The organism is Pseudoalteromonas sp. CH_XMU1449-3 (assembly GCF_037027245.1).
GTDB classification, from domain to species: domain Bacteria; phylum Pseudomonadota; class Gammaproteobacteria; order Enterobacterales; family Alteromonadaceae; genus Pseudoalteromonas; species Pseudoalteromonas shioyasakiensis.
In genome coordinates this window covers 1-25,850 of sequence record NZ_JAYMDY010000028.1, presented here as the reverse complement: position 1 = coordinate 25,850, position 25,850 = coordinate 1, and the positions used below count along the sequence as shown (strand labels likewise).

Genomic DNA, 25,850 nt, shown 5'->3' with positions numbered 1-25,850 from the left:
TTTGAAGTAAACTTCAAACCATGCTCAATGAATTCTGATTGTTTGTTTCTACTTTTTAAAAAAGTAAAATCAAAACGAATTGACTATATAGTCACTCAGTTACATTTGAGACTCTAAATTTGTTTGCGTTACTTAGTAAACCAAGCTTCGCTGTTAGAACTCAATCTGTACGAGTGCCCACACAGATGATTGCTTTATATTGTTAAAGAACGTTGCGACGTTGTCGCTAGGGATGCGTATAATACATCCTTAATTTTTCGAGTCAACACTTAATTTCAAACTTTCTTTCGATTATTTGAAACCGAAGTTTCACTTAACTCTCTGCTACGTTGTTCAGCGTCTTTCGTTGCTGCCCGCCGTGTCAGTGGGGTCGCATTATAGGGAGATCCAAAAACAGATCAACACTTTTTTTCGATCTTTTTACTGTTCGCTCAAAAAGCGAACTAAATTTACCGAAAACGGCAAAAACGGTCGCTATTATGGCTGTTTTTTAAGCCAATATTCATAATTTAATGCAAATTTCATTGCTATGTTCATTTAACTCGTTAAGATAGCAAGTTCACAATGTTAAATTAATGTTTATTTCTTGTTTATTGGTAGATCAAAATGAAATTACCCGATCAAAAATCTTTTCTTTTCTCCGTTATTCTTGCTGTTTTAGGTTTTGTGGTTGTTAAGTTCGCACTTGCAAGCTTAGCTTTAGACCCAGCATTGCTATTTGGTGCAGGCTTATTAATTGGTGCTTTAGTTATTGCAGCACTTTCATCAGCGTCAAGTGAGGAGGCCGAAGTAAAAACAAAAACACTTTATGTTGGCAACCTACCTTATCGTGCTAATGAAGGTGTTGTTCGTGCTTTATTCGAAGAACAAGGCAAAGTTTTCAATGTACGTTTATTAAAAGATAAAAATACAGGTAAACGTCGTGGCTTTGGTTTTGTTGAAATGGCTGAAGCTGATGCAGATAAAGCAATCAATCAATTAAATGATAGCGAATTCCAACAACGTACTTTAAAAGTGCGTGAAGCAAAACAAAAACAAGAGAACGAAGCTAACAGCTTTCGTGAGGGATCTGATCAGTCAGCGTAATAAGCTCAACGCTTAATTGCGAATGACCAATAGGAGCCGTTGCATAATAGTGCAGCGGCTTTTTTTTATCTGTAGTTAGAGTAAAGCCTCGTAAAGCAATTAAACTTTCAACGCGCTTAGCAATCGCTTTGCCTGAGTCAATAAGGAAGATCTGTTGTTTATAGTAGTCACTAATCGCGCTGGCTAGTAATGGAAAGTGTGTACAGCCAAGTACCAATACATCTATATCTTCTGCTATCGCTAAATCACTCAATACATTCTCAAGCTTTGCTTTATTGATTTTCTGCGTATGAAATAGTGTTTCTGCAATTTCTACCAGCTCAGTTGAGCCATATAAGCTGACTTGTGTGTCTTGGCTATGAGTACTAATTAAGTTTGCAGTATAGCGACTCTTGATGGTTGATGGTGTTGCCAGTAAACCAATATGTTTGCTGTTACTTATAGCGCAAGCGGGTTTTATCGCAGGTACTACCCCGACAACTTCTATATTTGTGTGCTGGCGAATAGTTTCTAAGGCAGAGGTAGAGGCGGTATTACACGCAATAACTAGGATATCAACGTGTAAGTTTGCTGTTTCGATAAACTGTAGTAGCGCAAAAAGGCGGGCTATGATCGTTTGCTGACTTTGCGCGCCATAAGGCAATAAAGCATTGTCCATAAAATAACTATAATCAGCATCTGGGATCAATGCTTGGATCTGTTCAAGTACGGTTGTTCCACCTATACCAGAATCAAACACCATTATATGAACTGACAAACTGCTTACCTCGGATCATCAAAGGTCAGCAGTTTGCCATGCAGCTTGATAAAAAGAAAGAAGGACTAAGCCTCTTCTTCTGTTGCCGAGCGAAGCTTATTCATTTGCTCAAACATTGCTTTGGTATAATCCACCAGCTTACTGACTTCTTCTTTATCTTGGTTTAACCATTGTAAGATGCCAGCCAGTTCATTTTGCAAACCAATGTCACCCGCTTTATTAAACGCCTGTTTCAAGTCGTCATTAAATGGCGCTATTTTCTCAGCAACTTCTTTTTCAGGGGCTGGTTTATATTCTTCATAGCCTTTAATCGCTGCTACTGTTTTGGTTTGTTTCAGATCCATCGTAAAGCCAACGAGTTGCTCGTTACCTAAGTTAAGCTCTTTAGCTTGTTCAAAGGCATCTTCTAATGAACCAGAGAAGAATGTTTCGCTAACACTCTGCAAGTCTTCCATTAATTCATTGATAGCTTGCTGCTCTTGCTCATTTAAATCACCATTGACCGACATCGAGAATGATAAATCACGTGATTGCGAAGACTCACTGACAAAGGCTTCGTTGTCGCCATTTTTGCTATAACTGCTTGCAGACTTACTTTCGTATGCATCAGCAAAGCTAATACTGACTTCATCACCTTCAGCGGTGGTGAAAGTGTACTCTGCGTTATTACTTAAACTGATGTATTGAGCTTGGCTTACTGAAACCGCATTAGGCTTAGGATTGAACAAGTCTTCTTCTAATTCATCAATACCTTTAAAGATACCTTCTTTAGACTTTTCGATACCCTCTTCGATGTCATCGTTAAGAATACCTGACTCTTTAAGCTCATCATACGCATCGTCGATGCCCATTTGCACACCTTTACGTGCATCACCTAGCATGCCTTTGAGTTTTTCATCATCAGCACCATCGGCTTTTGCTTTACGAAGTGCGCCGCCAACAAAGTCGAGTACGTTTTTCACGATCTCTTCAAAGTCGAACAAGGGTTTATCTTTTTTCTCTTCGGCTTTAGGTAAACCTAGTGCCTCAGCAAGTTTATCATCAAGAACTTTTGCCGCGAGCTCTCTGCCGCGTTGCTGATAACTATCTTGACGATTTTGAATGGTAGGCTGCTGCAGTGCCTGTTTACCATTGTATTTATTCACATTTGTATTAGGCATATAGCCTAGGTTGCCAATTTTCATGATCCGACTCCATGTTATGGTTAACTCATTATCGGCCAAAAACCACAAAACTTAAGTTTTTTGTATAAAAAAACGACACTAAAATAAATAACAAAACTAGACAAATCCTCAGCGCTCCCTACAATAGCGCCGTTATAAAGCTAAGAGATAAAAGGTAATCAGCCATGGCGGTTATAAAAATTGATACAACTCAATACGATGCACAATTGAGTGAGAAAGAGCAGCGCATCACCTCACAGTTTCGACGTTTTGGGGTCGAAAAATTAGAAGTGTTCGGCTCTGATCCTATTCATTACCGCCAACGTGCAGAGTTTCGTGTTTGGCATGAAGGTGAAGACCTGTTTCACATCATGTTTGATCAACAAACTAAAGAAAAAATCCGTGTTGATGAGTTTGACCCTGCAGCACCTTTAGTGGGTGAAGTGATGCAAGCGATGATCGAAAACTTAAAAGACAATGAAGTTCTGCGCCGTAAGCTGTTCCAAATCGATTACCTTTCAAGCTTAAGTGGCGAGATCCTTGTTAGCTTGTTGTATCACAAACAACTAGATGAGCAGTGGCTACAAGCAATTAAAGAGCTTAAAGCAAAACTGAGCACACAGTTTAAGATTGATTTTATTGGCCGTGCTCGTAAGCAAAAAGAAGTGATTGGTAATGACTATGTTATCGAGCGTTTAAACGTAAACGGTAAAGAGCTTATTTATCAACAAGTCGAAAATAGCTTTACGCAACCGAATGCGAAAGTAAACATCAAGATGCTAGAGTGGGCACAAGCCCTTTGCCAACCCCTCAGTAATGACTTACTGGAGTTATATTGCGGGAATGGTAACTTTTCGATTGCTCTTGCCGGTTCATTCGACCGCGTATTAGCCACTGAGATTTCAAAATCATCAGTTTACTCTGCGCAATACAATATCGCACAAAACAAGGTTGAGAACTTAGATATCATTCGTATGTCGAGTGAAGAGTTCACTCAAGCAATGAAAGGCGAACGTACTTTCTCTCGTTTAGATGGCATAGACCTGAAAAGCTATAACTGCCAAACAATCTTAGTAGATCCACCACGTGCTGGCATGGACACACTAACTTGTGACCTAGTTGCGAACTACGACAATATTATTTATATCTCGTGTAACCCAGATACCTTAGAGCGTGACCTTGATCACTTATGCAAAACCCATGAAGTAAAACGTTTTGCGATTTTTGACCAATTCCCTTACACCCACCACATCGAATCAGGTGTATTTTTACAACGTAAATAAAATCAATCTGCCAGCGCAGCAAATAGCGCTGGCAACTGCTGCTCGCTATATACTGCTATATTATTGTCGGTTAACAGCTTTGCAGTTAACCCCATCCCTGAAATTTTCTTTCCTGAATGACTACCATCGTAAATAGTATTGCGACCACATGACGGGCTTGATTCTTTTAACAGCGCATGGCGAATGCCCTGCTTTTTGCAAAGCTTAAGAGCTTGTTCTGCGCCATAAGCAAACTGTGTTGTGACATCTTGCGCATCTTTGGTAAGTACTCTACCCGCTTTGATCTCGGCAGGCGGCCTTGGTGTAGGTAAGCCCCCAGCTACTTCAGGGCAGAATGCAACGAGCCTTCCTTGCTGTTTAAGGGCTTCTAAACCAGGATGGAGTAAATTTTGCGATTGCCCGTCATAACGAACAGGATTTCCTAACAAACAGCTTGAAACTAATAGTTTTTGCATTTGCTTTACCAACAAAAAAGCTCCGCGAACGGAGCTTTCTATTAAATTCAACTAACTAAGCTTATTTATCAGCTAGGTAGTTAATTAAGTCTGCCATGCTCTTCGCATCGCTTATACCTGAATCCGCACCTAGGATTACACGGTATTTACCATTAACAATAAAAGTTGGAACGCCTTTTAAAGCACCTTTTTGTTGGTAATATTCTTGGTCGCGTTTCATCTTAGATGCCATAGTACGTACAGAGAAGCTATTGTAGTACTTATCAAAATCTTCAGCCGATACACCTTGTGAAACAAAGATGTCTTTCATATCAGCTAGTTCGTTAATACGAGCACGCTTACCGTGAATATGATTAAACACAGCGGCTACTAGCGCGTCTTTCTGTGGCAACACATTAGCCGTCGCATAACCTTGCGCTAAGATAGTCTGAATTTCTGGGTCACGAGGACCTGAAAAATCAACATGACTCTTTTTGAATTTAACGCCATCTTTAAGAAGTGTTTTAAGCTCTTTCACTACTGGCTCGAAGTTATTACAGTGTGGGCAGTAGAATGAGAAGAACTCTTTTACTTCAGGCTTTTTAGAAGCGCGTGCATCAATCGTTTCATAATGCTTACCTTCTTCATATTGAGCAGCTGAGGCATTTGCCGCTAAACCTAGCGTGGCAGCCATTAATACAGCTTTTACTAACTTGATCATTACTTCTTACTCCAAAATTATTGTTTTAATAAAAATTCGACTAACTCATCAAGCATCTGCTGGCTCTTGATGGTGTTTAAATTAATTTTATATTTATCATTGACGATAAAAGTTGGTACACCAGTTAGGGCGCCCATATCTGAATATTTTTGCTGCTTATCTTGCATCGCTTTTTCAGCACTAATCACTGGCATACTTGCAATTTCAGCATCAAACACATCGTTGCTAATACCATTGGTCGCAAGTAATGCTTTCACGTCTTTTATATCTTTTAGTAAAGCGCGCTGTCTGTGGATGCTATTAAAGATTTGATCAGCAACTTGCTCACCTTTGCCATGTTGCTTAGCAATTAAGTAAGCATAGCTTAAGTTACTTTGCGTTTGCTTAGATACACCACCTAAAAAGTTAACATGGCTTTTTACAAATTCAGTCCCTTCAGGAAGACTTGCCGTTAATGCTTTTGCGACCGGTTCAAACTGAAAACAGTGTGGACAATAAAACGAAAAGAACTCGGTTACTTGAGGTGTTGCACTTTTCTCAACTTTTAATACTTCGTATTGATTGCCTGCTTCAAAATCAGCTGCAAGGGCAGCAAATGGTAAACATAAAATGAGTAGACTTAACTTTAATTTTTTAAACATTGTTCTCTCGTCTTTCTTAACTTTAAAAATTTATGGTAATAATTTTAATGGTGCTTCCTGTAGCGCTGCAAGCTGTTCTTTTAGCGCTAGTATTTGCTGCTCCCAGTATTTGTCTTCAGCAAACCATGAAAAGTTCCGTGGGAACGCAGGATCATCCCACCTTTTTGCCAACCACCCCATGTAATGCACCATTCGCATTGCTCTAAGTGGTTCAATCAACTTTAATTGGCTGTGATCAAAGTCGCAAAATTCTTCATAAGCAGCCACTAAGGTGTCTAACTGTAACAGTTGGTTGTTACGATCGCCACTGAGCATCATCCAAAGATCTTGAATTGCAGGCCCTTGTCGGCTGTCATCTAAATCAACAAACATTAACGCGTCACCAGACCACAATATATTACCGGCATGGCAATCGCCGTGCAGGCGGATGGTTTCAACATTTTTATACTGCTCTGTGGTTTCTTTAATCACCAAATCTAAAATAGTATAAAAGGCGTTCTCTAATGCCATTGGCACCAAGTTACTTGCTTGTAACTGAACTTTAGCTGTCTGAAGGTATTCTTCGCAGCTGATTACAGGCCTATGTTCAAATGGCTTTGCCTTAGCTACTTGGTGCATTCGCCCAATTAAGCGGCCAAGTACATCGAGTTGATCTAAATTATCAACTTCAAAAATGCGCCCGCCCACACTTGGGAATAACGTAAACAAATAACCATTATGCTCAAATAAGCTTTGCCCTTCGATAATTACAGGCGCAACAACCGGCACTTCAGCCTCGGCAAGCTCAAATGCAAACGCATGCTCTTCTAAGATTTGCGCCTTACTCCAACGCTCTGGTCGGTAAAACTTAACAACATAACGATGGCCATCTTCTGCTTTAAATTGATAAACACGGTTCTCGTAGCTATTTAAGGCCAGCAGACCTGATTCAGCATAAACACCTATACTTTCAACTGCATCTAGAATTGAATCGGGTGTAAGGTCTACAAAACTAAATTTACTCATAATGCCTCATCATATAAAAAAAGCGGGAAAATCCCGCTTTTTATTCATTCGCTCAGTGTACTTAATTATCGCGCCTTAAAGAAGTTACTCGGCTGCGAAATCTGCACATCTGGCTCACCATCGACAGAAAGTACGAACTCAAACTTCGTCATGGGCTTTTTCAAATCATAAGGATCAACAACTAATGACAGTGGCACATTATAAGATTCACCAGAAGGTACTGTGAATGTTTGTTTGCCGATATACTCAAAGTTATCGAGTCCTTCAACACGAATGTTAAAGGTTTGCTCATGCTGTGCTTTGTTAATTACTTTTAGTGTATAGGTGTTTTCGACTAAACCATTAAAGTCAACACGATATAGCTGATTACGGTCACGAATGATATCCAGCTCCATCGGTTTGCGCATCGCAATATTTGCTACTAGCGCCCCTGATAGCACGACTAAGATAACTAAATAGCCAATTAACTTAGGGCGCAGTGCATGTGTTTTGTTGTCTGGCGTTTCTAAGTTACGCTCTGTGGTGTAGGAAATTAGCCCGCGTGGGTAATTCATTTTATCCATTACTCCATCACACGCATCGATACATGCACCACAGTTAATGCACTCATATTGTAAGCCGTTTCGAATATCGATCCCCGTTGGGCACACCTGTACACATAAGTTACAGTCAATACAATCACCTAAGCCGAGCTCTTTTGGATCTTGCTTACGTGAACGAGGACCACGGCTTTCGCCACGTGCTTCGTCATAGCTCACGGTAAAGGTATCTTTATCGAACATAGCTGACTGAAAGCGAGAATAAGGGCAAATGTGTAAGCACATAATCTCGCGCATCCAACCGGCATTACCATAGGTACACACAGCAAATACGGCTAGACAAATATACGAATACGCGGTTGCATCAAGGGTAAACAGATCAGGCAGTAGCTGACGGATTGGCGTAAAGTAACCTACAAAAGTAAATGCGGTATAAAGCGAGAATAACCACCAGCTGCCGTGTTTAGCACTTTTACGCCAAAACTTATCAAAGTCCATCGGGCGTTGATCTAGCTTCTTACGCTGATTTGCACTACCTTCGAATTTTTCTTCAAACCAAATAAAAATGAAGGTCCAAACGGTTTGCGGGCATGTATAACCACACCAGACCCGACCATAAAAGGTCGTTACTAAGAACAACGCAAACGCTGCCAACATTAATATGAAGGCTAAGATAGTCAGATCTTGTGGCCAGAGCGTTAAACCAAAAATGTTAAACTTTTGCCCCACCAAATCAAACAACACAGCTTGTTGGCCATGGAAGTTAATCCAAGGTAGTAGCATAAATGCAAGCATGCCGACAAAACCAATCCGTTGTCTTAACAGTTGGTGCAAACCTGTTACAGCTCGAACATAAATACGGTTACGTGGATTAAATCTATCATCGAGGGAAGCGTTTTCCGGTTTCTGGATTTTTACTTCCGTTGGGATATTTTTAACCTTAATCTGTTTATCCATTAAAATTCCTCAACGCCACTAGGAAATAATACTCAAACATATGTTTGCAGTAAGAGATTCTCTGTGCCAATAAGCAAATCAGAATACATCTCATTACGTTCAAAGATTTCTGAAACTTTAAATCTATAGAGCATTATACTCAATCTATAGAAAATTTCAGGGATTGATCGAAAATACGACGTTTTAATTATTTAAACTTATCTGCTTGCTTTTAAAACGACCATTTTATTAAACTTGCACCTATACCGTATTTATTTAGATCAAAGATTATTGTGCTATGAAAAAATTTCTTATTTTAGTGCTTATTATTTTAGCACTTTTCACGATTGATCATCCTTTGATCAAAGAGCCAAGAGAAAGGTTACTAGGTGAAGGCGTAAGCCTTATTTCTGATGCCAGTAAAGTCAACCGAAGTCCTGCGGCAAATATGGCTAAGAATAATATTAAATCACAGCTGAATTTATCTAATTCAGAGCTTGAGTATATTGAAGAGACATTTACCACTGACGATAAACTACAAGTTTTTCACTTACACTACTGCCGTGAAAAAGATATTAACTTATATTTTTATGGCGAGCGCTTAAATCGAGTATGTAGTATTGTCTCGAACGCACTTGAAGAAAGGCTAAACAAGTAATGGATTTTTCTGCTTTAAACAAAAAAACCAGCGACTCGTTTGCAAAACAGCGCAATATGTTAAAAAAGCTGGGTAAGGGGCAAACCTTATACTGTGAAGTATGTAAAGGCGCCCTTACCTTAAATTTGAAGACTGATCAGCCTGGTAAAGGCGTTGTAAGCTGTGCCAAAGGTTGCACAGACATCCTATTAGAGCTGGGTTAGTTCCAGCCCTCATCATTATATAGCTGGCTATTTACAGCAACGACTTCAATTAGCTCAGCAAAGCCAGCGGCGAATTCATTCATAACTTCATACTGCTGCTGGCATAGTTGCCCTTCAGATAAACCATTATCAGTTGCAAGGGCTGCAATCTCACTCGTTTCAAGGGTAAAAAAGCCTAAGCTTTGTAGTGCACTAGCCAACGCCTCTTTAAGCTCATCAGCTAACTGTGGCGCGCTTAATAGCTTGTTAACGTAACCTTGCGCACCATGCATAAAACCTTGGCTCCAATGCTGACATTCTTGAATGTCTAAGTATTGCTGCCCTTGAGAGCTCAGCTGTAGGCTCACAGGTAATGCAAAACCCGTTTCGAATACTTGTTCGCTGATCTGTTGATATAAAGCCATAAATGCAAACAGCACTTGCTCGTCCATTTTCCCATCAGAGCCAGGTGCAACCTCTTCTAACCACTGATGAACATCAAGCGGCTCAGGAGCACAGATCACCGCAAATAAGTAGCCTTGGGTTTGCGACAAGCTAAGCGCATCTTGATGCTGCGCTAAAAACTGACTTAAAAGCTCACTTTGCTGCTTTGAAAACTCAGGTAATTGCATACTGTTCGATTAATCCAATTTAAAAGTTTAGCGGATAACGGCCTTCGTTATCAGGACGACCAAGAAACTTAGCTGCATCATGCACTTCTTTTGGTAAGCTTGCTTCAGGTTTAATATAACCAGCTACTTTAAAGTCTAGATTCGCTTTTAATACTGCATCAGCTTCAAGCCCTAAACGGTTTTCTGGGTCAACAAGCACTGCTACATCACCGGATTTACAGCTTAAACGGCCGCTCAGAGGACCAATGCTAAACCAGTTGTTCATTCCTTTAACATCAATGTTAGGGCTCGCAATTTCACCGCTTAGACTTTCACAGTAAGGCTGACCTGAACTGTACTCGTCTAAATCAACTATTACGCGGCCTTGTGCACTAATCGGTAAAGGGAGTTGTAAACGCTCCATGGCACGTTCAACTGTTAAGCGTAAAGTAGTCTTTTTCACAGTGATGGCTTGGTTAAAGAGGCCATATGTAAAATCACCATGCCCTGAAATACCCGCTTTATCACGAGGATCACCAAAGCGTACCGTACCCACTAATTTACCTGTGAACAGTGACCAGCCCGATAACTGCCAACGCACATTATTTAATTGCTCACCATCAAAACGTACCTGCATAATGCGGCCGTCCCATAGCGAGCCACTGGCTTTACCTAATTGTAATTGCTTTGGTAAATGTGGCTTGGCTAAATCAAGTGCAACGGCAGCGGGTGTTTTTACCAGCGTAAACACCAAAAAACACATCACAAACACTGTGATTAATAAAATAACTCTTTTCATCGTTTACTTCTCTAGTACCAAACGACTTACACGCACAAAGCCTGATTTGTCATCTTTACTTAAATCTAAATTCTCAATTAGCACGCCATGTGAATTAACCAGTTCATCTAACCATTCAACAAGGTTATTAAACTCAACAGAGTCAATTGTTAAACGAAGTGAATTGTCATTTGGCTGCATTTTGCTAATGATAATTTGATAACGATTGCGGGTGCTATTAACGATTTGGCTTAAGCTACGGCTGCTCGTATTACGCGCGTTACCACTCGCTTTAAGTTTAATAATACTTTCATCAACCCACGCTAGCAGCTCTTGCTGTTTTATTGTGTCTTGCTCTGCTTTTTCGATAGCAGCGTTAAGTGGACGAAAGACCCCCATAACCAACACAAAAATAACAAACACACCACCTGCAACCATTACAAGTTGCTGCTCTTGTTCTTTTAACGAGCGCCAATAATTGATTATTTGGTTTTTCATGCCGCACCTCGTAACTTAATTTCACCAACGACAAAATCACCATCATTATTTAGCGAGCCTTGATCTACGGTTAAGCCACGCTGCTCTAAAATTGCTTTTACTTTACTAAATGACTGGAAATCTTTGCCGCGCGCACGAATACGTAATTCGTTACGACCTTGATCATAGCGAAGCGTTTCTGGTGTGAAATCTTTTACTTCACTAAAAATCGCAACCAGATCGTTAGTCAAATCTAAGAAGCCAGCTGTACTGCCACTTTCTATCAATGCAAGTTCGCTGCGAATTTGGCTACGAATAAGCTGAGGACGCACTTTTTTATTTGGAAAAGCACGCTGATAATTAGCAACCACTTCAGCTTTTGCGGCTTCAAGCTGGTTATTTAACTTATAAAGCTCAAGCGACTTAACACCAACACTGCAAACTAATGCAACACCTGCTGCAATAGCTGCTTTTTGCCAATAGCCCCACCAAATTGCTGATTTCTTCTTAAGCTGATAAACACCTTGGCGAAGGTTGAATTTCACCTCAGGTAACTGCTTAGCAAATAAGGCTAAAGGTAAATCGTATTGCTGCGTTTGAGCACTAAGGTTAACCGTATCAGGAAAAGCCGTAGCAGGGCTAAAGTGTGCAACATCAGGGTTACCTAATGCTGTTAAATAGCCAGCAAGCCAACTTGTCTCTACAGCGGCAATATGCCAGTTACCCTGCTTACATAGCCACTGCCCATTAAGCTCAATAGCGCGTAACTGAGTGTTGTCATCGACATCAGGTAACAATAAAGCATCCGGCAGTATTTTATATACTTCGATGCCATGCTCATTAAACTCAGCCAGCCATTGCTCAAACCATTCACGATCGGTCATCGCGATGTTAATCGCGTGCTTCTCATCAATAAGTGTTGGCTCTGCAATCGCTATGAATAAGTCATCAACATCACAGGCTATTTCTTCTTCTAGCATGTAAGGAAGTGCTTGCTCTAACTTGCGGCTCCACTTGGTTGGCAATGCGACCGTTTTTAGTTGTACTTGATCACTTGGTAGTAGTACAACCACTTCCCGTGATTGTGCTCTCTCTGTTAGCTCACCAAGTTGTGTTGCATTGGCAATTTCGCCGCTAGCAATTATTTCTTGTTCTGTTGGTGAGTAAATTAGCCAGTTAAGGCTGTCTTTTAATGTTTGACCCGTACGGATCAACAATATCTCTGTCACTGTACGCCTCCAAATTTTCGCGCCAGTATCGTTACTGTACCATTAGTGGCATGGAGTAAGGTGGTCATCGAAAAACGCAGTTCTGCAAATTCAGCCTGCGTTTGTAGTTTAAAATATTCACTGTTGATACTGAATAGGTCTTCAACGGCTTTCACATTTTGTGCGCCTTGTTGATTAACCTCTTCAAAAAATGCTTCTAAATCATCATAACCATCTTGAGGACGTGATGATAATACCGCTTCAGCGCCTGAAAGACTTAAGCCATCAATAAGCGAGCTTAATATAATGGCACTTTCTACAGGTAGTGTATTAACGTTTATTTGTAATAACTCACTACCTGGAATAACACACACAAATGGTAAAAGTTTCTCCATAACGAGTGGGTTAAAGCCTTTTACTAAACGAAGTTCTGACGTCGAAGCAAAATAGCTATTTGCCGTCATATATGGGTATTGTCGAGATAAGTACTCATCTTCTTCTGCACCTGAGCGATAGGTAATACTATCAGCGTCTAACCAATCAAACACGCTATCGGCCATGGCTTCTTCAGACTCATCGGTTGGTAAGTCTTCAATATTTTCTAATAATGCCAACAATGCCTTGTGTGCTGGGTTCGTTTTATTATTTGGATCCGTTTGTTGATCTGGCTTTACATGCAATGCATTTAAATTCAAACATGCTTGTAAGTCTGTAATTGTGCCACTTAAGGTACCATTATCAACCGGGTAAGGGACTCCACCCTGCTGTGCCCAGACTTGCTCTAAATGCGTTTTATCAGGATCATCTTTTTTAGTTTGTTTTAGTGCTTTAATTGCCAGCTCTTCAGCTGCAAAGGCATACCATTTAGCCTGTTGATGGTTTTGAATATTGCTGCTGCGCTGCACTTGCACCATTAAATTAGCACTCATCTCAACGGCTAACATAGCTGCTAGCGCCACAATAAATAGCACAATAACAAGCGCAGCACCTTTAGAACGTTTAATAGTAGTCATAGCTAACCACCCGTTCCGTTATTATTACCATTATTTGCTTGGGCAGTGACTTTACCTTCACCTGGCACTAAAAACACTCGACGAATGGGTTCCTGTTCTATTTTTTGAATAGTGACTGCCACCGCTTTTGGCAGTGCTTTAATTTGCCACTGTTCTTGCCATTCGTCTTTATCATCTAAAAATTCAAATTTAAGGTCTTCAATGTCTTCTAAAATGACTTGTGAACGCGGTTCCATGTTATCTAGTTGATCAACATACACCCGATACACTCGCTCAAGCTTGTCATCGATAACGCGGTAACCAACCGCTTGCAGTTCAGAGCGCGGCAGTAGATTAATTGGGTTGACCCAACCATCACGAACAAAGCCAATGCCATCGTATTGGCTATCAAGAACATAACGACCAGCTAACACATACGTTTCTTGAAAATCACCGGCTTCGTTTCGAACCTGACGCTTAGTCATTTGACTAAAATCTTGGTCCATCAAACGAAATAAGGTTTGAAAGCCATTTAACTCAGCAATTGTCTCGTCTGAGGCTTCTTTTGCTTTGGTTGTCGAATCCAGTATTTGATGGGTCGATAACACCACAAAGGCTAAGATGCCCATGGCGACAATCACTTCAAGTAAGGTAAAACCGCGTTGCTTCACTACTTATCACCTTTATTCAAATAAGTAGAAAGCTCATAAACTGGGTATTCAAGCTTTTCATCGGCAAACACGTTAATGGTGACCTTTACAAAGGTTTTATCAGCAGTAGGAACCACGTCCTGACGCCAATACCATTCAAAACCAGCGAGCGTTTCAGTACCTTTAACGCCATTTTTGCCTGTCCATTTATCGCCTTTGGCGCGTTGCTCAACCATTACATTCTCAGCAACCCAAGAAGCATAAGTTTGTTCTTCAATCGACGAAAGATGATTAATATGCTCACCAGTTGCCTGCATTGCGGCAATACCGGCCATTGCACAAATAGCCAGTGCAACCATCACTTCAAGTAAGGTAAAACCTGCTGACTTATTCATTATTCAGGCTCCATACGAAACTTTACCGGGGCCATAAATTCGCCTTCGATAAAATATTGCGGTTCACGCTCTTCTTTAAGCTCGTAAACCAATTGAAACGCACTGACTTCGCCAGAAGATAAAATAAGTACCTGCGGTATTTTGAGCTTTTGTAGCTCAAGTAGGCTGTCTTCGTCACCACCGCTCATTAATTCACGCCAGTTTGACTGCTCTAATAAGTTATCTTGTGCCCAGGCTAAATCATCAAGGTTAAGAGTGAGCTTAAAGCGCTCATCAACCTTAATCGGGGCAAACAGTTTTTCACGGTCAAACGTAACCCACTTATCACCGTCAAAAACTAAAAATTCAAATGTATCTTGGTCAAGATGAAAACCCAGCTCAACCTGATTTAAAATCGCAAACTCAGACGCCATATTAATCGTAGTATGTAATCTGAGCGCTTGTTTTTCGAGTTCTTCTTCAGCACCACCATCAAAACTGTAGGCAACCATTTTGGTGACAAAACCAATCACCACGAGCACCATTAATATTTCGATGAGGCTAAACCCTTTCGCGTGCTTAGCACGGCCAGCCAAACGCAAACGACCAAGGCTTACCATAATAGTAAGCCTTGATGTGTATAAGCTTTGTTCAGTTGGCTGAATTTAGGCATTATTACTTTTCTTCATCCCAGTTACCGATGTCATCATCAGTACCTGCTTCACCATCAGGACCCATTGAAAAGATATCAATTTTACCGATTTCTCCTGGGCTGATTAGTTGGTAAGGGTTACCCCATGGATCTTCTGGTAATTTCTCAAGGAAACCGCCATCAGGAAAACGCTTTGGAATTGGCTCAATGCTTGTTTTATTTACTAGCGCTTCTAAGCCTTGCTCTGTGGTTGGATACGCTTTGTTTTTAAGCTTGTATAAGCTTAACGCATCTTCAATTTGTTGAATATCTAAGTGTGCTTTATCGATTGCAGCTTCTTCTTGCTGACCCATGATATTTGGCGCCACAATTGACATGATCATACCGATGATAACCAGTACTACCATGACTTCTAGTAATGAGAAACCTGACTGTTTGTTCACAAAAATACCTCTAACTTTCTTCAAAAATTTATTATAGAGCGGCAGTGTTAGCTGCTAATTGCTCTAGTGTTCCCTAATTTAAAGACCTACAGCCTTATTCATTGCCATAATCGGCTGTAGTATTGCCATAACAATAAACAATACAATTACCGCCATTGAAGCAATCATCGCGGGCTCTAATAGTTTCAGAGACACGTTTACCATGCTCTCAAACTCACGATCTTGGTTATTTGCAGCACGCTCAAGCATTTGCTCAAGTTCACCTGATTTTTCACCACTGGCTATCATGTGTAGCATCATAGGTGGGAAAAGTTTGGTTTGCTGAAGTGAAGCACGAAGACTCGCCCCTTCACTCACACGTGTTGCAGCATCTTGCACTGACTTTTTCATTTTTTCGTTAACCAGTACACCACCTGAAATACGCATCCCTTCAAGTAGCGGCACTGAGCTTGACGATAAAATACTTAAAGTTCGAGCAAAACGCGCCGTATTAACACCGCGTGCTACCTTACCAATACCCGGTAAATGAAGCACTTTTTCGTCATACCAGTAACGAATATGCGGCTGCTTAAGCGCTTGCTTAATAGCCACTGCTAACACGGTTATAATGACTAAACTTATAAACCAGTAATTTTGTACAAAATTACTCGCAGCCATTACCCATTCGGTGGTCCAGGGTAATACTTGTTTTGATTTTTCGAAGGTCTTCAGGATTTTTGGTACCACAGTACCTAACAATACAGAGACAATCGCAATAGCAAATACCACAAGTATGGTTGGATAAACCATCGCCTGTGTGATTTGACTACGCATATGCTGACGTTGTTCCGTGTAATCTGCTAAACGATTTAAAACTTGGTCTAGGTGACCCGATTTTTCACCTGCTGCCACCATGGCGCGATACAAATCATCAAATACATGCGGAAACTCACTCATGCCATCTGCTAAGGTATAGCCTTCAACAACCTTTGAGCGCACGGCCATTAGCATGCGCTTTAAACGCGGCTTTTCACACTGCTCAGCCACCGCCATGACAGCCCCTTCAACAGGTAATGCTGACTGGATTAAAGTTGCGAGCTGGCGAGTGATTAATGCTAAATCTGAAGTCGAAATTTTTGGTTTAAAGAAGCTACCAAATAGAGAGCCCTTTGCCCCAGTCGCTTGCTTTTCACCTTCTGCAGCAGCAACGACTTCTAAAGGCATTAAACCTTGATCGCGCAAGGTTTGGCGGATTTGCTTTACCGTATCAGCTTCAAGAATGCCTTTTTTCTCTTTACCTCTGCCATCGAGGGCACGGTATTCAAATGCTGCCATAATTAACCTTCCTCACGTGTTACACGCAGGACTTCTTCTAAGGTAGTGCGACCTGCAAGTACGCGATTACAGCCATCTTGGCGAATACTTGGGCTATGTTTGCGAATGTATTTTTCAACACTTTGTTCGCCTTTACCGCTGTGGATCATTTCGCGAATTGTTTCATCAACAACCAGCAATTCATGAATACCAGTACGACCGCGATAACCATTAAAGTTACACTCTTCACAACCAACTGCACGATAAATTGTTGGCGGCTCAGCAGGATTAACACCTAATAACTGGCACTCGCGCTCATCAGCAATGTGACCTTCTTTACAACTATTACATAAAGTACGTACAAGACGTTGTGACAATACACCGAGTAACGATGATGACAGTAAGAAAGGCTCCACGCCCATGTCTTCCATACGCGTGATAGCACCAGCAGCTGTATTAGTATGCAGTGTTGACATAACCAAGTGACCGGTTAATGACGCTTGCACACCAATTTGCGCTGTTTCAAGGTCACGGATTTCACCCACCATTACGACGTCAGGGTCTTGACGAAGGATGGCACGTAAGCCTCGAGCAAAGGTCATATCTACCTTGGTATTAACCTGAGTTTGACCAATACCTGGGATCTCGTACTCGATAGGATCTTCAACGGTAAGAATATTGCGGTCCCGTGAGTTTATTTGGCTCATCCCCGCATACAAGGTGGTACTTTTACCAGAACCCGTAGGGCCAGTTACTAAGATAATACCGTGCGGCTTACTGATTAAATCAGCAAACAATTCACGGTTACGCTCAGTCATACCTAAATCTTCAAGGTTCAGACGCGCGTTGTTTTTATCAAGTAGACGCAATACAACACGCTCACCAAAGCTTGATGGCATTGTCGATACACGCACATCAACAGCACGACCAGCAATACGTAAACTAATACGACCATCTTGCGGAATACGTTTTTCAGCAATATCTAGCTTTGCCATAACCTTAATACGCGACACCAGCAGTGAAGCGAGTTTACGGTTCGGCTTTAACACTTCTTTTAATACGCCATCAACCCTAAAGCGAATTACCAGCTCTTGCTCAAAGGTTTCGATATGAATATCTGAAGCACCTTCTTTGATTGCTTCGCTGAGCATTGCGTTGATCAGTTTGATGATTGGTGCATCGTCATCACCAGCAAGAAGATCTTCAGTTTGCGGTAATTCATCTGCAAGCGAGAATAAATCAACCTCGTTACCGATATCTTCCATCATTTGCTGTGTTTCAGAACTATCACGCTGATAAGAAGCTTCAAGCAACAGCTCAAATTTGTCATCAGGTAATTGTTCTAGCGAAAAACCATGACCCGCAATACGGCGTACTTCAAGTAAAGCATCAACATCTAACTCACCGCGATAATACACAGTCCAGTTATCCTGATCTTTACTCAATAATACGCCTGTACGACGCGCGTACGAGAATGGCAAACGCTTGGTTGGCAAGCTAACAAGATCATCACTTGTTAGCAGCTCATCATGACTTGCCGGCGCTTCTGACGCTAACTCATCATTGATTTCTGTAATTGCATTAGTCATCGTTGCGCTCATTCGCGTTTTGTTGTTTTAGGTACTCTTCGTACGTTGGCGGTAATATCAAAGCATCATTCCATTCAGGAAGAATTGGTGCATCCGTCAACGGCATTAAATCAATACCATCTTCTTTTTGTTTGTGTTGTTCGCCACGAATAAAGTTATATTTCGAGTGGCTCAATTTATTCATGCTGATGCCATCGCGAACAATGGTAGGACGAATAAATACAATCAGGTTACGCTTGCGCTTACTCGTGCTGGTTGAGCGGAATAAATGACCAAGTACCGGAATATCACCTAATAATGGTACTTTAGAAACACTTTCTTGCACGTCTTCATCAATCAAGCCGCCAAGTACAACCATGCCGCCATCATCAGCCATAACCGTAGTTTTAATAGCACGTTTGTTTACTGAAATATCAACCGCAGTCGCACCACTTACACTTGAAACCTCTTGTTCAATCGTTAATTGAACTGCTGAGCCATCATTGATTTGTGGTGTTACTTTCAGTTTCACACCCACTTCTTGACGTTCAACTGTTTGGAATGGGTTAGCGTTATTTGAGCCTGTTTGCGAACCTGTGATAATAGGTACTTCTTGACCAACAATCATTGATGCTTCTTCGTTATCCATGGTCGTTACAGATGGCGTAGCAAGAATATTAGAGTTAGTGTCCGTTGAAACAGCTTGGATAATTGCACCCCAGTCATTTTTAACAATACCCATTGCTAGACCATTAATACCACCAAGTAGTGAAGCAAGTGCTGTTAAGTCACCTTCTTGTGTTTCAGAGGTACTTGTCACAGTGCCAGTTTCAGTACCGACTACCGTGCCTTCAATCGTTTTATCACGCGCTTGTTCAGCAGCAACAGCTAACGAACCAACAGGTACTGTGGTGCCATTGTTGAACTGCATCATGCCGCCTTGCTCTGAAATCCACTGTAAGCCTAAGTTGATACCATCGGCTTCTAACACCTCAACGATAATAGCTTCAACTAAAACCTGAGCACGACGAACATCAAGACGTTCAATAACTTGCTCAAGCGAACGCATGGTGTCAGGCTGTGCAGTGATTACGAGTGAGTTTGAATCTGGGTGTGCTTCAATGCTTGTTTCGTTTTGATTACGTGAGCGAGTTTTTGTTGCACCGCCTTGCGCGTCTTCTGCTAATGTCTTGCTTACGCCCTGCAATACTTTTACAAGGTCTTCTGCTTTGGCGTAATTAAGATAGATAACCTTAGTATTACCTTGGTTTTCTAGCTCACCATCTAAACGGCTAATCAATTCAACAGCACGTGTACGCGCTTGTGCTTCACCACTGACAATCACACTGTTAGTACGACCATCAGCAACAACTTTAGGGATTAAAAACTCAGGAACACTCCCTTTGCCACCATCTTTGTAAATATTCTCAACAACCGACACTACATCGTCAGCGGTAGCAAATTTAAGTTTTACGATATCAACGCGCTTATCACCGGCTTGGTCAACCGAACGAATGATTTCAACTAAACGGTTAACTGACGCGGCATGACCGGTCAACATCATCACGTTTGCTGCATTGAAGTTAGCAACGTGGCCGCCATCTTTTTGATCACTAAATTGACGAACTAGCGGGCCAAGCTCTTGTACGCTTACATTTTTAACACGTACAACACGTGTCACCATCATATCGCCACTGGCTTGGTTATCTTCAGTGATCAGCGGTACGTTCGACTTTTTAGCGTCAGAACTTTTTTCAATTTTGATAATACCGTTATCCATCTCTACAGCTGAATAACCATAAACCTCAAGTACATTTAAAAAGAACTGGTAATAAAGCTTCTCGTCCATTAGCTCGTAACTGCGCACATTGACTTTGCCGCGCACATTCGGGTCAATAATGACGGTTTTATTTAGATTTTTACCAACGATATTAATAAATTCATTAATATCAGTGCCTTTAAAATTAGCCGCATACTCAACAGCAGATACTGAAAGCGATAATCCTGTTAATAAAAAAAGCGCTGCATATTTAGCTAACCCTTTTTTGATTTTTGTGAGGTGTAGCGCGTGAACCATTCTATAAAAACTCCAAAGCTAGTTATTGCAGGCTAAATTGCACATCAATTTGCTCACCATCGCGTTCGATAGTGATACTTGCGTCAGTACTATTTCGTAATTCGTTTATTGCTGACATTGCCTGTTTCAAATCATTTAATTGATAGCCATTAATCGCAATAGCTAAATCATTATTCATTAGTCCCATCTGCTTGAATAGAGCAGGATCTTTACCTGGGCTTAAGCGATAACCCACTAACTCACCATCAACCATCGCTTGAGAGACGCGAATGTAGTCAAATAGTTTACCGGGATCGTCTAATACTTCTTCACGCGTTTCGATAAGCGCTTCTTTTACATCTTCATCTTCAGTCGCATTTATTTCATTATTTTCGACAAGCTGAGGGCCTGCGGTTAATTCTGACTCTTTGCGCTCCGCCAATACAGGCATAGAGACTTTTTTAGTAAAGTCGAGGCCATCCAGCATTAAGGTTTCAAAGCGGCCGCTTACATCTAAAATTACTCGGTCAGGTAATACTTGAGCAAGCTTGGCACGAGTGCCTTTAATTGCATCATCGACAACATAGGTTTCTTGCTTGCCTTGAGATTCAATAATAGCAAGACCCGCTTGATCATTTTGGCTGACCGCAACAATACCAGTTAGGTTAATACTTAGACGTGTTTCAGGGGCGTTGTTAATGACTTGATTTTGTTTCGCGGCAGGTTTCTTAGTTTCGACAACAACTTTGCCGAATAGATTTTGTTCAATAATTTGGCGAGAGCTGACTGTCTCAACTCGTTTAGCCATGCTGTTAACACCGGTTACTGGCAGTGCTCTTGTATCGGGTTCTGGCCACACAAGCCAAAACAGCTTAGATGACAAAAAAGCAATGTAAACAACAACTAACAGCACTACAAATGCACTTAGCTTGGCATGAGGTAAGCCGTTTAAAAACTGTTTAACTTGTTGTAAGTGTTGATCCATAAACTCTATTTCTTATTTTAATTTACTGCTTGATAGCTGGCCTATAGTACCTTTTCATTTTTCATTCAACAAGCGCACGTATATTAAACTTTGTAAACAAGGTAATTTCGACAAACAGGGGCTGCAAGGAATAACTATGACTATTTCTTTGTGATTAAGTTTCATGGTAAATTTTGCCTATATATAAGCAGCTTTAAAAGAGCACAATTGTGTCAAAAGGTAACACTCAAAAGTCGCAAGACAAACAAGACGAATTAAGCGTGCGCCTTGATAAATGGTTATGGGCTGCCCGCTTTTATAAAACCCGCTCAATAGCACGAGACATGGTGCAAGGCGGCAAAGTACATTATAATGGACAACGTACCAAGCCCAGCAAAATTGTCGAAGTAGGTGCAGTGGTAAAACTGCTACAAGGGGTCGACGAAAAGGTTGTGACAATCGAAAAGATCCTTGAAAAACGTCAAGGTGCCCCCATTGCACAAACCTTATATCAAGAAACTCAAGCTAGTATTGAGAAACGCGAAGCAAATGCTATCGCCCGAAAGAACAACAGCTTCTTTGCTCCACATCCTGATCGTAAACCAGATAAGAAGCAAAGACGTGAACTGTTAAAAATGAAATCAAGTTAGGTAATGCAACTCATGCAACAAGATTTACTTCATCGTTATATATTTGATCAGCTCGATGTACGTGGCGAACTCGTACAAATTGAAAACACTTATCAAGAGATGATCGCAAACCATAATTACCCAGCACCTGTGCAAACCTTATTAGGTGAACTACTTGTTGCTACCTGCTTATTAACAGCTACTTTAAAGTTTGAAGGCGAAATTGCCGTTCAACTACAAGGCGACGGCCCTGTTAAATATGCGGTAATTAATGGTGACGATAAACAAAACATGCGAGGCATCGCACGCCTACAAGGTGAAGTAACCGGTAGCTCAATAAAAGACTTAATTGGTAATGGCTATATGGTTATTACAATTACGCCAACTAAAGGTGAGCGATACCAAGGTATTGTACCGTTAGAGCACGATAGCTTAGATAAATGCCTTGAAAACTATTTTGAGCAATCGGAACAGTTAAAAACACGTCTTTGGTTTGCGACTGAAGTAACAGCAGACACAGCCAAAGCTGCTGGCTTATTCTTGCAAGTATTACCTGTAAATAAAGACAAGTCAGTTGAAGACTTCACTCATCTTGAAGCGATCAGTAACACGATTAAAGATGAAGAGTTGCTAGGTTTAGATGCCAATACTGTTCTGACTCGACTTTACCATGAAGATAATCCTCAGTTATTCGAACCACAGTCTATTAGCTTCCGTTGTGGCTGTAGCAGAGACAAAACAATTGCTGCATTAGTAAATGTAGGTCAAGACGAATTACTTGCCGACGTGCAAGCAAATGGTGAAGTAAAAATTAGCTGTCATTATTGCTTAAAAGATTACATCTTTAACGAGCAAGATATTAAAGCCATATTTAATTAATACACCATAATAAATATTATTATATTAAAAGCCGCCATCAGTGCGGCTTTTTTATTAAAAAAAATATCAAAACTAATGATACCGGTGTCATGAAAAAGCGCCATTTTATGACACCGGTATCATTGAAATTATTCATGTTTTTTGCCAAATATATGCCTTTTTAAGCCCTTCAGACACTCGAATATCCCTAATCCTTCTGTTACTATTATTTTAGCAAAAGGGAAAACTAAGAACCCCAGAGCTATCCCGTTCAATCTCTCACAATTTAGGTATAAACATGACTGCAAACGCTACTAGTTTTGTTGATCTTACAGCAGCTGAACTTGTCGAACACGCTATTCGTCGTGGCGAAGGGACTCTAGCCGCTAATGGTGCTTTTGTTGCTAAAACCGGTGTACGCACTGGCCGCTCTCCAAAAGATCGTTTTATTGTTCAAGAGCCAAGCACTGAAAACGAAATCCAATGGGGCAACGTAAACCGCCCATTCGATGCAGACAAGTTTGATGCGTTATGGGCCCGTGTAGAAGAACACGTGAAAAGCAACGACCACTTCATCTCTCACCTAGAAGTTGGCGCTGATCCTGAGCACTATTTACCAGTTGTAGTTACAACAGAAACTGCATGGCATCATATTTTTGCCAAAAACATGTTTATCGAACCTCAAACATACAATACTGCTGACTTCCCTGAGTGGCAGGTAATGAATGTACCTTCATTTGTATGTGACCCAGAGCGTGATGGCACTAACAGTGACGGCACTGTAATCATTAACTTCGCACAACGTAAAGTACTACTAGCTGGTATGCGCTACGCAGGCGAAATGAAGAAATCAATGTTCTCTGTACAAAACTTCCTACTTCCTGCAAAAGGTGTATTACCAATGCACTGCTCTGCAAACGTAGGTGAAGCAGGCGATACTGCGTTATTCTTCGGTCTATCTGGTACAGGTAAAACAACATTATCTGCAGATCCTACTCGTTTCCTTATTGGTGATGACGAGCACGGTTGGGCACCTGGTAGCGTATTTAATATCGAAGGTGGTTGTTACGCTAAATGTATCGACCTTTCACAAAAGAACGAACCAGTTATTTGGAATGCAATTCGCTTCGGTACAATCTTAGAAAACGTGGTACTTGACGAAAATCGTGTACCAGATTTCCATGATACAAGCCTGACACAAAATAGCCGCGCAGCTTACCCGCTTGAGCACGTTGAAAAACGTAAAGTAGAAAACCGTGCTGGCGAGCCAAAAGCCGTTGTGTTCTTAACATGTGACGTAAGTGGTGTATTACCACCAGTTTCAGTACTAACTGAAGAAGCTGCTGCATACCACTTCTTAAGCGGTTACACTGCGAAAGTAGGTTCAACTGAAATCGGTTCAACAAGCGACATCGAGTCTACGTTCTCAACATGTTTCGGTGCTCCGTTCTTCCCACGTCCTGCTGGCGTTTATGCAGAGCTTCTAATGAAGCGTGTACGTGAATTCGGCGCTAAAGTATACCTAGTTAACACAGGTTGGACAGGTGGCCCTTACGGTACTGGTCAACGCTTCGATATCCCGACTACACGTGCTGTAGTTGATGCAATCGTATCAGGTAAACTGGCAGATGTTGAAACTCAACACATCGACGTTCTAAACCTAGATGTACCAGTTGCAGTTCCAGGTGTAGACAGCCAACTTCTTAACCCAATCAACACATGGGAAGATAAAGAGAAGTACGCAGAATACGCAAACAAGCTAGCTTCTGACTTCACTGAAAACTTCGCTAAATACGATGTTTCAGAAGCAATCAAATCAGCAGGTCCAAAAGCTTAATATCAAGCTTACCCTCAGATTAAAAAACGCCAGCTATATGCTGGCGTTTTTGTTTTTGGGGGATGAGTTTGAGTTACGAGTTGCGAGAGTAAAGTTAGCGAGGGGAAAGTTTGAAGGTCTGGCGTAGGTTGGGTAGAGCGAAGTGAAACCCAACACATCACAGGGCTATCAGCTTTCAGCCGTCAGCGATCAGCCGCGCGGTGTGGGTGATTGTTGCTGCGTCTTCCTATGCAATTAGGCTCTAGGCTATAGGCTCTAGGCAAAGTTTACTTGTAGGAATGGCTTTAGCCATGAATATATTTTTTGGTCTAGATTCGGCACTGAAGTGCCTCCTACGGGGGTTGTTGCTGAGGGAGTCTCTGAACTAAACAACCCCGCAGTTCAACTGACATCTAATATCTGACGTTTGAGATACGTATTACGTAGGGATGGCTTTAGCCATGAATTTGTTTGTTATGGTCTAGATTCGGCACTGAAGTGCCTCCTACAGGGGTTTGTTGCTGAGGGTGACTCAGTTACCTAACAACCCGGTAGATCAACTGACATCTAATATCTGACGTCTGAGATTCTTATCACGTAGGAATGGCCTTAGCCATGAATGTGTTTGTTATGGTCTAGATTCGGCACTGAAGTGCCTCCTACGGGGTTTTGTTGCTGAGGGTGACTCTGTACTAAACAACCACACAGTTCAACTTTACCCTTGCTAACTAACAACTCGCTAACTCATGTTGGGTTTCGCTCCGCTCTAGCCAACCTACCTGGAGGATGAGCAGGGTGAGCTTAGAATGACTCTGTACTAAACAACCACACAGTTCAACTTTACCCTTGCTAACTTGCAACTCGCTAACTCGTGTTGGGTTTCGCTCCGCTCTACCCAACCTACCTCAAGAATGAATAGGGCACGTTATGTGAATAGCTAAAACGCAAAAAAGCCCGACTCTTTCGAATCGGGCTTTCTCTTATTTGGAGCCTGGCGATGACCTACTTTCACATAGCAGCTGCTACACTATCATCGGCGCTGTTTCGTTTCACTACTGAGTTCGGCATGGGGTCAG

27 protein-coding genes and 1 rRNA gene are annotated in these 25,850 nt (G+C 41.4%); 7 read left to right on the top strand and 21 right to left on the bottom strand.

From position 1 onward, the window contains the following. The first annotated feature begins 606 nt into the window (after positions 1 to 606). The gene (locus tag WA256_RS19910) at positions 607 to 1,086 is read left to right on the top strand and encodes an RNA recognition motif domain-containing protein (RefSeq protein WP_054564068.1); all 480 of its coding nucleotides are present in this window, start codon (positions 607 to 609) and stop codon (positions 1,084 to 1,086) included. On the opposite strand, the gene murI is transcribed toward WA256_RS19910, so the two are convergent. Together murI and WA256_RS19900 are read right to left on the bottom strand one after the other, a co-directional pair. After that, the gene (gene murI / locus WA256_RS19905) at positions 1,049 to 1,843 is read right to left on the bottom strand and encodes a glutamate racemase (protein WP_199529361.1); all 795 of its coding nucleotides are present in this window, start codon (positions 1,841 to 1,843) and stop codon (positions 1,049 to 1,051) included. The two genes, WA256_RS19910 and murI, sit on opposite strands and share 38 nt — an antisense overlap. 65 nt (positions 1,844 to 1,908) lie before the next feature. After that, entirely contained in the window at positions 1,909 to 3,027 is a 1,119-nt protein-coding gene (locus WA256_RS19900; RefSeq protein WP_054554859.1) for a DUF5610 domain-containing protein, read from the bottom strand. A gap of 164 nt (positions 3,028 to 3,191) precedes the next feature. On the opposite strand from WA256_RS19900, the gene trmA reads away from it, so the two are divergent. Further along, complete coding sequence (gene trmA, locus WA256_RS19895) at positions 3,192 to 4,289, top strand: tRNA (uridine(54)-C5)-methyltransferase TrmA (protein ID WP_175083512.1); 1,098 nt, start codon at positions 3,192 to 3,194, stop codon at positions 4,287 to 4,289. A 2-nt stretch (positions 4,290 to 4,291) separates the two neighbouring features. Here the strand turns inward: trmA and WA256_RS19890 are convergent, their stop codons facing one another. The 5 genes from WA256_RS19890 to ccoG all read right to left on the bottom strand — a co-directional run bounded on the left by WA256_RS19890 (position 4,292) and on the right by ccoG (position 8,586). Further along, entirely contained in the window at positions 4,292 to 4,744 is a 453-nt protein-coding gene (locus tag WA256_RS19890; RefSeq protein WP_335993071.1) for a DUF523 domain-containing protein, read from the bottom strand. A 61-nt stretch (positions 4,745 to 4,805) separates the two neighbouring features. Further along, positions 4,806 to 5,444 (bottom strand): thiol:disulfide interchange protein DsbA/DsbL, encoded by a 639-nt coding sequence (locus WA256_RS19885; RefSeq protein ID WP_054554856.1) that lies wholly within the window; start codon positions 5,442 to 5,444, stop codon positions 4,806 to 4,808. 17 nt (positions 5,445 to 5,461) lie between these two features. Next, positions 5,462 to 6,085, bottom strand: coding sequence for a thiol:disulfide interchange protein DsbA/DsbL (locus WA256_RS19880; protein ID WP_054564065.1), 624 nt, complete (start codon positions 6,083 to 6,085; stop codon positions 5,462 to 5,464). A gap of 30 nt (positions 6,086 to 6,115) precedes the next feature. After that, the gene (locus WA256_RS19875; protein WP_054564064.1) at positions 6,116 to 7,090 is read right to left on the bottom strand and encodes a serine/threonine protein kinase; all 975 of its coding nucleotides are present in this window, start codon (positions 7,088 to 7,090) and stop codon (positions 6,116 to 6,118) included. Positions 7,091 to 7,155: 65 nt separating this feature from the next. Further along, a complete protein-coding gene (ccoG, locus tag WA256_RS19870) occupies positions 7,156 to 8,586 on the bottom strand; it encodes a cytochrome c oxidase accessory protein CcoG (RefSeq protein ID WP_054564063.1) in 1,431 nt (476 codons plus the stop codon). Between the two features lie 277 nt (positions 8,587 to 8,863). Between ccoG and WA256_RS19865 the strand changes: the two genes are divergently transcribed. Further along, the gene (locus tag WA256_RS19865) at positions 8,864 to 9,223 is read left to right on the top strand and encodes a hypothetical protein (protein WP_054564062.1); all 360 of its coding nucleotides are present in this window, start codon (positions 8,864 to 8,866) and stop codon (positions 9,221 to 9,223) included. Then, positions 9,223 to 9,426, top strand: coding sequence for a hypothetical protein (locus WA256_RS19860; protein ID WP_054564061.1), 204 nt, complete (start codon positions 9,223 to 9,225; stop codon positions 9,424 to 9,426). The genes WA256_RS19865 and WA256_RS19860 overlap by 1 nt, the downstream gene beginning before the upstream one ends. On the opposite strand, the gene WA256_RS19855 is transcribed toward WA256_RS19860, so the two are convergent. The 13 genes from WA256_RS19855 to gspC all read right to left on the bottom strand — a co-directional run bounded on the left by WA256_RS19855 (position 9,423) and on the right by gspC (position 21,492). Next, positions 9,423 to 10,037 (bottom strand): YecA/YgfB family protein, encoded by a 615-nt coding sequence (locus tag WA256_RS19855; protein WP_054564060.1) that lies wholly within the window; start codon positions 10,035 to 10,037, stop codon positions 9,423 to 9,425. The two genes, WA256_RS19860 and WA256_RS19855, sit on opposite strands and share 4 nt — an antisense overlap. Before the next feature lie 19 nt (positions 10,038 to 10,056). Further along, positions 10,057 to 10,815 (bottom strand): type II secretion system protein N, encoded by a 759-nt coding sequence (locus tag WA256_RS19850; RefSeq protein ID WP_335993065.1) that lies wholly within the window; start codon positions 10,813 to 10,815, stop codon positions 10,057 to 10,059. Positions 10,816 to 10,818: 3 nt separating this feature from the next. Next, entirely contained in the window at positions 10,819 to 11,292 is a 474-nt protein-coding gene (gene gspM, locus WA256_RS19845) for a type II secretion system protein GspM (RefSeq protein ID WP_062564369.1), read from the bottom strand. After that, positions 11,289 to 12,500, bottom strand: coding sequence for a type II secretion system protein GspL (gspL, locus tag WA256_RS19840; RefSeq protein ID WP_055022237.1), 1,212 nt, complete (start codon positions 12,498 to 12,500; stop codon positions 11,289 to 11,291). The genes gspM and gspL overlap by 4 nt, the downstream gene beginning before the upstream one ends. Next, positions 12,497 to 13,492, bottom strand: coding sequence for a type II secretion system minor pseudopilin GspK (gene gspK, locus WA256_RS19835; RefSeq protein WP_063528134.1), 996 nt, complete (start codon positions 13,490 to 13,492; stop codon positions 12,497 to 12,499). The genes gspL and gspK overlap by 4 nt, the downstream gene beginning before the upstream one ends. Positions 13,493 to 13,494: 2 nt before the next feature. Beyond that, positions 13,495 to 14,142: a type II secretion system minor pseudopilin GspJ gene (gene gspJ, locus WA256_RS19830; RefSeq protein ID WP_062564371.1), complete on the bottom strand. Its 648-nt coding sequence runs from the start codon at positions 14,140 to 14,142 to the stop codon at positions 13,495 to 13,497. Beyond that, the gene (gene gspI / locus WA256_RS19825; RefSeq protein ID WP_054564054.1) at positions 14,142 to 14,516 is read right to left on the bottom strand and encodes a type II secretion system minor pseudopilin GspI; all 375 of its coding nucleotides are present in this window, start codon (positions 14,514 to 14,516) and stop codon (positions 14,142 to 14,144) included. Before gspI ends, gspJ begins: the two co-directional genes overlap by 1 nt. Continuing rightward, complete coding sequence (locus tag WA256_RS19820) at positions 14,516 to 15,115, bottom strand: prepilin-type N-terminal cleavage/methylation domain-containing protein (RefSeq protein WP_054564053.1); 600 nt, start codon at positions 15,113 to 15,115, stop codon at positions 14,516 to 14,518. The genes gspI and WA256_RS19820 overlap by 1 nt, the downstream gene beginning before the upstream one ends. A 55-nt stretch (positions 15,116 to 15,170) precedes the next feature. Beyond that, positions 15,171 to 15,590: a type II secretion system major pseudopilin GspG gene (gene gspG / locus WA256_RS19815; protein WP_054554843.1), complete on the bottom strand. Its 420-nt coding sequence runs from the start codon at positions 15,588 to 15,590 to the stop codon at positions 15,171 to 15,173. A gap of 78 nt (positions 15,591 to 15,668) precedes the next feature. Further along, positions 15,669 to 16,904, bottom strand: coding sequence for a type II secretion system inner membrane protein GspF (gene gspF, locus WA256_RS19810; protein WP_063528135.1), 1,236 nt, complete (start codon positions 16,902 to 16,904; stop codon positions 15,669 to 15,671). Positions 16,905 to 16,906: 2 nt separating this feature from the next. Beyond that, complete coding sequence (gene gspE / locus WA256_RS19805) at positions 16,907 to 18,472, bottom strand: type II secretion system ATPase GspE (protein ID WP_054564050.1); 1,566 nt, start codon at positions 18,470 to 18,472, stop codon at positions 16,907 to 16,909. Beyond that, positions 18,465 to 20,528, bottom strand: coding sequence for a type II secretion system secretin GspD (gene gspD, locus WA256_RS19800; RefSeq protein ID WP_054564049.1), 2,064 nt, complete (start codon positions 20,526 to 20,528; stop codon positions 18,465 to 18,467). The genes gspE and gspD overlap by 8 nt, the downstream gene beginning before the upstream one ends. A 22-nt stretch (positions 20,529 to 20,550) precedes the next feature. Further along, positions 20,551 to 21,492 (bottom strand): type II secretion system protein GspC, encoded by a 942-nt coding sequence (gspC, locus tag WA256_RS19795; RefSeq protein ID WP_054564048.1) that lies wholly within the window; start codon positions 21,490 to 21,492, stop codon positions 20,551 to 20,553. A gap of 206 nt (positions 21,493 to 21,698) precedes the next feature. On the opposite strand from gspC, the gene hslR reads away from it, so the two are divergent. The 3 genes from hslR to WA256_RS19780 all read left to right on the top strand — a co-directional run bounded on the left by hslR (position 21,699) and on the right by WA256_RS19780 (position 24,795). Further along, positions 21,699 to 22,121 carry a ribosome-associated heat shock protein Hsp15 gene (hslR, locus tag WA256_RS19790; RefSeq protein WP_370316790.1) on the top strand — a complete coding sequence of 141 codons (423 nt, stop codon included), beginning with the start codon at positions 21,699 to 21,701 and terminating at the stop codon, positions 22,119 to 22,121. A 12-nt stretch (positions 22,122 to 22,133) separates the two neighbouring features. After that, positions 22,134 to 22,979, top strand: a complete 846-nt coding sequence (hslO, locus tag WA256_RS19785; protein ID WP_058584593.1) for an Hsp33 family molecular chaperone HslO — start codon at positions 22,134 to 22,136, stop codon at positions 22,977 to 22,979. Positions 22,980 to 23,256: 277 nt separating this feature from the next. Further along, complete coding sequence (locus WA256_RS19780) at positions 23,257 to 24,795, top strand: phosphoenolpyruvate carboxykinase (RefSeq protein WP_055199452.1); 1,539 nt, start codon at positions 23,257 to 23,259, stop codon at positions 24,793 to 24,795. Positions 24,796 to 25,763: 968 nt separating this feature from the next. On the opposite strand, the gene rrf is transcribed toward WA256_RS19780, so the two are convergent. After that, positions 25,764 to 25,850 (bottom strand): 5S ribosomal RNA (rrf, locus tag WA256_RS21085); the annotation flags it as partial.

What these genes read in the sequence shown, in the direction of transcription:
- WA256_RS19910 (WP_054564068.1), top strand. Translation starts at nt 607, where the DNA reads ATGAAATTACCCGATCAAAAATCTTTTCTTTTCTCCGTTATTCTTGCT.
- WA256_RS19900 (WP_054554859.1), bottom strand. Translation starts at nt 3,027, where the DNA reads ATGAAAATTGGCAACCTAGGCTATATGCCTAATACAAATGTGAATAAA.
- trmA (WP_175083512.1), top strand. Translation starts at nt 3,192, where the DNA reads ATGGCGGTTATAAAAATTGATACAACTCAATACGATGCACAATTGAGT.
- WA256_RS19890 (WP_335993071.1), bottom strand. Translation starts at nt 4,744, where the DNA reads ATGCAAAAACTATTAGTTTCAAGCTGTTTGTTAGGAAATCCTGTTCGT.
- WA256_RS19885 (WP_054554856.1), bottom strand. Translation starts at nt 5,444, where the DNA reads ATGATCAAGTTAGTAAAAGCTGTATTAATGGCTGCCACGCTAGGTTTA.
- WA256_RS19880 (WP_054564065.1), bottom strand. Translation starts at nt 6,085, where the DNA reads ATGTTTAAAAAATTAAAGTTAAGTCTACTCATTTTATGTTTACCATTT.
- WA256_RS19875 (WP_054564064.1), bottom strand. Translation starts at nt 7,090, where the DNA reads ATGAGTAAATTTAGTTTTGTAGACCTTACACCCGATTCAATTCTAGAT.
- ccoG (WP_054564063.1), bottom strand. Translation starts at nt 8,586, where the DNA reads ATGGATAAACAGATTAAGGTTAAAAATATCCCAACGGAAGTAAAAATC.
- WA256_RS19865 (WP_054564062.1), top strand. Translation starts at nt 8,864, where the DNA reads ATGAAAAAATTTCTTATTTTAGTGCTTATTATTTTAGCACTTTTCACG.
- WA256_RS19860 (WP_054564061.1), top strand. Translation starts at nt 9,223, where the DNA reads ATGGATTTTTCTGCTTTAAACAAAAAAACCAGCGACTCGTTTGCAAAA.
- WA256_RS19855 (WP_054564060.1), bottom strand. Translation starts at nt 10,037, where the DNA reads ATGCAATTACCTGAGTTTTCAAAGCAGCAAAGTGAGCTTTTAAGTCAG.
- WA256_RS19850 (WP_335993065.1), bottom strand. Translation starts at nt 10,815, where the DNA reads ATGAAAAGAGTTATTTTATTAATCACAGTGTTTGTGATGTGTTTTTTG.
- gspM (WP_062564369.1), bottom strand. Translation starts at nt 11,292, where the DNA reads ATGAAAAACCAAATAATCAATTATTGGCGCTCGTTAAAAGAACAAGAG.
- gspK (WP_063528134.1), bottom strand. Translation starts at nt 13,492, where the DNA reads ATGACTACTATTAAACGTTCTAAAGGTGCTGCGCTTGTTATTGTGCTA.
- gspI (WP_054564054.1), bottom strand. Translation starts at nt 14,516, where the DNA reads ATGAATAAGTCAGCAGGTTTTACCTTACTTGAAGTGATGGTTGCACTG.
- WA256_RS19820 (WP_054564053.1), bottom strand. Translation starts at nt 15,115, where the DNA reads ATGGTAAGCCTTGGTCGTTTGCGTTTGGCTGGCCGTGCTAAGCACGCG.
- gspF (WP_063528135.1), bottom strand. Translation starts at nt 16,904, where the DNA reads ATGGCAGCATTTGAATACCGTGCCCTCGATGGCAGAGGTAAAGAGAAA.
- gspE (WP_054564050.1), bottom strand. Translation starts at nt 18,472, where the DNA reads ATGACTAATGCAATTACAGAAATCAATGATGAGTTAGCGTCAGAAGCG.
- gspD (WP_054564049.1), bottom strand. Translation starts at nt 20,528, where the DNA reads ATGGTTCACGCGCTACACCTCACAAAAATCAAAAAAGGGTTAGCTAAA.
- gspC (WP_054564048.1), bottom strand. Translation starts at nt 21,492, where the DNA reads ATGGATCAACACTTACAACAAGTTAAACAGTTTTTAAACGGCTTACCT.
- hslO (WP_058584593.1), top strand. Translation starts at nt 22,134, where the DNA reads ATGCAACAAGATTTACTTCATCGTTATATATTTGATCAGCTCGATGTA.
- WA256_RS19780 (WP_055199452.1), top strand. Translation starts at nt 23,257, where the DNA reads ATGACTGCAAACGCTACTAGTTTTGTTGATCTTACAGCAGCTGAACTT.